Source organism: Bacteroidales bacterium, from assembly GCA_021157585.1.
Taxonomy (GTDB): domain Bacteria; phylum Bacteroidota; class Bacteroidia; order Bacteroidales; family UBA12170; genus UBA12170.
The window spans coordinates 1-5,662 of record JAGGWH010000178.1 but is presented as its reverse complement, the minus strand read 5'-3'; the positions used below and the strand labels follow the sequence as shown (position 1 = coordinate 5,662).

Here is a 5,662-nt window from a genome sequence, read left to right as displayed (position 1 = left end):
GAATATCAAACAGAAACTGTAGATACTTACTCTCCTTATAGTAATGTTTACACAAATTTAGATCATTACGATGCTATTGCACTGACTACCATTTCACAAAAACAAGTAGATAGCCTTAAAGCAGACACACCTGTTGATATCGTTCGCAAATACAAAGATCCAGCAACAGGTAAACATGTTGTTGATAGCGTTATAGTTAAAAAGACAGAAGCAACTTATAATCCAAACACCATCTCCCTATTGTTAGGTGGATACGGTAATTATATTGCTGCTTACATTATGATGTTCATGATGCCTTTCGTTTTCTTACGCAAAAAATGGGCTTATAACACTATGCTAACAGTTACTTTATTCTCAGCCATAGCAACCTTCCAAAACTATTTTGTAAGAGGTTCTTTTGAGTGGGCTGTAGGCGGTATGATGTCACTAGGTTTATTTATTTTATTACTACTTCCTTTCTTCAAAAAATATTTGACTGAAGAAGAAAAAGCTTAATAATAACATATCTAACTCAATGAGCAAATTATTGCTCATTGAGTTTTTTTTATTAAATATTTCAGTACCTTTATAGTTTAATATATTTATAAACTAAAAACATTATGGAAACAACACTTTTAGATCAGGTTATTTTATTAATAACGGGACTTACAGCCGTTTATTTAATTTATCGATTTATTCAAGCAATTAAAGGTACTACCGGTAGAATAAATTATTTTTACCATTACATAGTTTCATTTGCTGTACTCTTCGTGTCAGGAGTTTTAGTAATCTTATTCGATTTTGCTGTTTTAGCACGCCCCGAAATAAAGATTGTTGCAACCCTAATTCCTTTCGCTATTGCCTCAGGTTTAATGTGTCAATTTTACGAAAAGTACGCTAAGGCCTATGTTCTATTTTTAGTATTAGGGTTTATCCTAATCATTTTACAAAATTATGGTGTCATAGACACTAAGCTTATCTACCCTATCTTTCACTCACTTGCTGGATTAACAATTTTCTTAATCCCAATTTTGGCTGTTAAAGATAAGGTTGCTGAAAAGGGATTTGTTTGGGTAACAGTTGGTGGCACAATTATAGGGATTGGCGGAATGGCTTTGGCTTTTCTTGGTGCAGGAAAACCGCTTTTAGGGATTTTTACTGTCGAAGTTGTTTTCACAATTTTAGCTCCAATACTATTGCTTATGACATTGGCATATACTTGGGGATTTATGAAAAATATGTCAAATACTAAATAAAATACCTAATTGGTATCAATAAATCAAATTTAAAAACTAAAAACAATGAATAGATTTAATTATCTCTTCACATCTACAAAAGGACTTATCCTGACAGCTATTTCGCTTGTTGCAATCGTAACAGCAATATTTCAAACGCTGTCAGGGCCTATGGTAGAATGGGGAATTAGAGATTTAACAGTCAAATGGCTTGGCATGGATCTAAATCCTGCCGAAAGAGCAGGTAGAATTATTATGCTCTACCACACTATTGCTATGGCAATAGTAGCCATTGAAGTTTATATGATGACTTCAATTGTTCCTATGCGTAAGCACGAACAAAAGAATATTAATCTACTTGTAACTGTAGGTTATATGATGGCCATGGTATTTGGTCTTGCTTTTGCCTATTGGGGTCACAATTTCGCCTTTCACGGATTATTCCTAGTTGGACAATCCTTAGTGTTCTTTTCCGGAGTATTATTAGCTCTCGCTTTTAATCCTTGGAAAAAAGAATATTACGTAACCAATAAAGATTACGCTCATTTTAAAAGCGGAATGGATATGGAACGCATGGCATTCTTTGTAATGACTGTTGCCATGCTTATTTCTGCCGGTTTTGGTGCTGTTACTGGTTCATTCTGGGCTAACGGTCACGAAACATTCTTAGCAGAAGATCTTATTCGTGATCCAAATAAAACACACTTACAAAAAGCTATTGTTGGTCACTTACACATTATGCTAACTCTTGTAGCTGTTTCCATAACTTTAGTTGTTGGTCGTTGGCTTGAGTTTAAAGGTATTTTCCACAAAATAGCAATGCCATTTATGATTATTGGGACCATGATAATTTCCGGAGGCGTTTGGTCTGTTGTTTGGACTCATATGGCTCATACCTTTATCTATATTGGTTCTGTAGGTATTATGTTTTCCGCTTTAATGCTTGTAATTTACAGCTGGAAAAAACTTATACACGATAATTCAATAGAATTAGGATATGAAAAACCTAATATCTTCCAAAAACTAAAAGCTTTACTCCACGATCCATTGAAATTTGGACCCACCTGGCAAATGGTGTTTATGAATTTTACCGTAAGTGGTATCGGTATCTTTATGGCTATCAAATTAGAAGATATCTTTAGAGTTTGGCCTGCGCGCGAAGAGCGTATTACACTTACAGGTCACTGGCATATTTTAGCAGCGCTAATAGCTACTATTATTTTAATGTACTATGCTGATGTTGCAGGTATGAAAGGGAAAGCAAGAAAATGGTTTGGTTGGATAATGATTATCGGATCGGATGTTGCTTTTGCATCTATGACTATCTTCTCAATGAAACGTTTATTCGTTGTTGAAGAAGTTGCACAACAAGGTTTAATGAATACCACAATGCTATTAGCCGATTTCGGTTTAGGAGCACTATTGGTTACCTTAGCCATTTTCTTAGGATGGAAACTATTTGATTTATTCAAAGGTGATGGCGTTTGGAAAAAAGAAGCTGCTAATCCTGAATTAGAAATGCCAAGAACATCAAATCCTGTTCTTAATATCAGAAGAAATGATGAATTTAATAGCGAAGGAGGTGAACAATGAAAAAATTAATTTATTTAACTTTCGTACTAGCTATTTTTGCCAGTTGTTCAACTGATGTAATTATTAACGAAGAAACAAAAGTAATTGATACAGGTGTAAATCCAGATAGCTGGGCAGTAATTCCTGCCGGTCCATTCTATTACAATATGCATGCTTATGCAGAAAGTATTGATTACGATTATGAAATGATGATTACTGACGTAACCAATCAACAATACGCTGACTATCTTAACGAAGCATCAGCAAAGGGAACTATTACCATTAAAGATGGAAGTATTTTTAGCTATCATCCAGGCGATCCTTTTGACGGTTATCTGCATGAGTGGGAAATTCCTGCTGGTGATTATTTAAATATGCCATTCTCAGAAGCAGGATCTCATATTAAGCTTGTTAATGGTACTTTTACTGTAGATAAAGGCTTTGCTAATCATCCAGTAGTGATGGTTACTTGGTTTGGAGCTCAAGCCTATGCCAATTTCTACGGTTATCGCTTACCAACAGAAAAAGAGTGGGCAAAAGCTGCTCGCGGAACTGATTTACGTGCTTATCCTTGGGGAGATGAAATAAACAAACATTATACTAACTACGGTAGTAGTAATAATGCTCTTAAACGCTTAAACGGAGGAAATATTTCAAGAACAACTCCCGTAGGTTATTTCAACGGAACAACTTATGGAGATTTTGAAACTATTGATAACAGAAGCCCTTATGGTTTATACGATATGGGTGGAAATGTTTGGCAATGGTTAGGCGACGACTATAAAAATGTACACTACCGTTATATGCGTGGTGGAAGTTTTACCAATTACGAATACAATCTATTTGTATGGGCACGCAACAGTGCAGGTCCTGATTTCTATAACATTAACATTGGCTTTAGATGTGCTAGAGATGTTGTAAAAGAAGAAGTTCCCGTAGAAGATGCGGAAGAAGTAGAAACCACAGATGAAGTAACTGAGTAATAGAACATATTTTTATTCAATTATAAATCTAATGAACAATTAAGAAGCACCGGAAGCAAATTTTAACTTCCGGTGCTTTTGTCTTGATAAAAAAATTGATGATTAACAAATTAAAAATAAAATTAAATATTTACTGGCAGTTAATTAAGAGCTTACAAACCTTGCTCTTGCTGCTTACAGGTATTACCGGTTTTATCAGTTCTCGCTGCCCATATAATAGTTGGGATTTAACTCTATGGATGATTATAAGTTTATTCCTTGCCATCAGTGGAACCACTGTTTATAATATGATATGGGACAGAGATATTGATGCTAAAATGAAAAGAACAGAAGACCGTCCTCTACCTGCCGGTAAAATAAGTGTAAAGGAAGCTGTGATTTTTGGTACAGTTTTGAATGTTGCAGGACTAGGTTTAGCCTATTATCTATCACCATTATATGCTTTGGTTATTTTTGGAGGCTTATTTGTCGACTTTGTAATTTATACAATTTGGCTGAAAAGAACATCGGCCTGGTCAATCGTTTGGGGAGGTATTTCAGGTGGAATGCCAATTCTGGCAGGTCGTGTTTTGGGTGTGGGCGAAGTAGATTTGATTGGCATTCTTTTGGGTCTGTCTATTCTCTTCTGGATACCAACACATATTATGACTTTTAATATGCGCTATTTTGAAGATTATAACAATGCACAAATACCAACTTTTGCAGCCAAATATGGTTTTAAAAGAGTACGTTTAATAATTGCTCTGTCTACAATTTCTTCGGCTATTGCTTTTGCCTTAGGTGCATTTGTTTTAGGACTGTCTTGGGGATTTGTAAGAATATTATTAATACTAGCTACAATAGCATTTGGTTTTGCAATATATAGCATTATATATCCAAGCGAAAAATCTAATTTTCAAGTATTTAAAGTAGCCTCGCTATATATGGCATCGGCAATGATTATCATTATTTTAGGTTCAATATATTTCTAATTATGCCAAAAGTTAATAAAAATATTCTCATTCTAATTTCAGGTCTTATGTGGACAGGCGTCGGTATATTTTTGCCAAGCCTGGCTCTAAGGTGGTTTACATTACTCTCAACTAACGAAATTATATTTGCAACAATTACCGGAATAATATTAGGTTTGGTCATAGCTTATTTTGGCTTTAGTGGTCTTGCTAACAAAAATATCTATCGTATTAATCAATACCAAGGAAAAGTATGCCTTTGGGCATTTCAAAAATGGACGACATATCTATTAATCATTTTTATGATGAGTCTTGGTATTTTTATGCGAAATACACCTCTTATTCCAAAATATCTTTTAAGCCCAATATACATTGGTATTGGACTTGCTCTCTTTTTAGCCAGTTTTCGTTACTATTTATTCCTTGCTAAAAAAGGAAGCTTTAAAAATGCCTAGGGTAAAACATAACACTTTAATTATTATTACAGGCCTCATCTGGCTAATAGCAAGTTATATCCTACTTAGAAGAGCATATAGCTGGTTAGACATATTAACAACTATTCAAATATGGATAGGATTGATAATAGCCGTTCCTATTTCATTCATTAAAATATATTTCATTTTCCATAAACTTACAATAAAAAATATTCAACGAATTAAATCTTTCAAGCAAGCAACTATCAGTATTTGGGAATTCCACCTAAATAGAGATAAAATACTAATCGTGGTAATGATAATTTTAGGCTCTACTCTTCGTCGAGTTCCATTTATCCCAAAATTTATCCTCTACCCTATCTATGTGGCTATTGGTATTGCAATGTTTTATGTTTGGATTCTATATTTAAAAGCTTTTTTAAAAAATAAAAAAAAATAAGTTTAAATTAAACCTTTTATAAATACATACATCTAAGATATGATTATATGATGTATTTATTAAAAAGATT

The 5,662-nt window shown here is 33.9% G+C and carries 7 protein-coding genes; all 7 read left to right on the top strand.

The genetic code is table 11. From position 1 onward, the window contains the following. The coding region (locus J7K39_12460; protein MCD6180707.1) for a hypothetical protein at positions 1-495 on the top strand (495 nt) is incomplete at its 5' end. 104 nt (positions 496-599) lie between these two features. Beyond that, positions 600-1,235 carry a hypothetical protein gene (locus J7K39_12455; GenBank protein ID MCD6180706.1) on the top strand — a complete coding sequence of 212 codons (636 nt, stop codon included), beginning with the start codon at positions 600-602 and terminating at the stop codon, positions 1,233-1,235. 45 nt (positions 1,236-1,280) lie between these two features. Next, entirely contained in the window at positions 1,281-2,807 is a 1,527-nt protein-coding gene (locus tag J7K39_12450) for a hypothetical protein (GenBank protein MCD6180705.1), read from the top strand. After that, positions 2,804-3,769 (top strand): SUMF1/EgtB/PvdO family nonheme iron enzyme, encoded by a 966-nt coding sequence (locus J7K39_12445; GenBank protein ID MCD6180704.1) that lies wholly within the window; start codon positions 2,804-2,806, stop codon positions 3,767-3,769. Before J7K39_12450 ends, J7K39_12445 begins: the two co-directional genes overlap by 4 nt. A 98-nt stretch (positions 3,770-3,867) precedes the next feature. Further along, entirely contained in the window at positions 3,868-4,740 is an 873-nt protein-coding gene (locus J7K39_12440) for a protoheme IX farnesyltransferase (GenBank protein ID MCD6180703.1), read from the top strand. A gap of 2 nt (positions 4,741-4,742) precedes the next feature. Continuing rightward, a complete protein-coding gene (locus J7K39_12435) occupies positions 4,743-5,174 on the top strand; it encodes a hypothetical protein (GenBank protein ID MCD6180702.1) in 432 nt (143 codons plus the stop codon). Continuing rightward, complete coding sequence (locus J7K39_12430; protein MCD6180701.1) at positions 5,167-5,592, top strand: hypothetical protein; 426 nt, start codon at positions 5,167-5,169, stop codon at positions 5,590-5,592. Before J7K39_12435 ends, J7K39_12430 begins: the two co-directional genes overlap by 8 nt. The last annotated feature ends 70 nt before the right edge of the window (positions 5,593-5,662 follow it).

Excerpts from the sequence above, each read along its gene's own strand:
- J7K39_12440 (MCD6180703.1), top strand. The coding sequence starts at position 3,868 with ATGATTAACAAATTAAAAATAAAATTAAATATTTACTGGCAGTTAATT.
- J7K39_12450 (MCD6180705.1), top strand. The coding sequence starts at position 1,281 with ATGAATAGATTTAATTATCTCTTCACATCTACAAAAGGACTTATCCTG.
- J7K39_12455 (MCD6180706.1), top strand. The coding sequence starts at position 600 with ATGGAAACAACACTTTTAGATCAGGTTATTTTATTAATAACGGGACTT.
- J7K39_12445 (MCD6180704.1), top strand. The coding sequence starts at position 2,804 with ATGAAAAAATTAATTTATTTAACTTTCGTACTAGCTATTTTTGCCAGT.
- J7K39_12435 (MCD6180702.1), top strand. The coding sequence starts at position 4,743 with ATGCCAAAAGTTAATAAAAATATTCTCATTCTAATTTCAGGTCTTATG.
- J7K39_12430 (MCD6180701.1), top strand. The coding sequence starts at position 5,167 with ATGCCTAGGGTAAAACATAACACTTTAATTATTATTACAGGCCTCATC.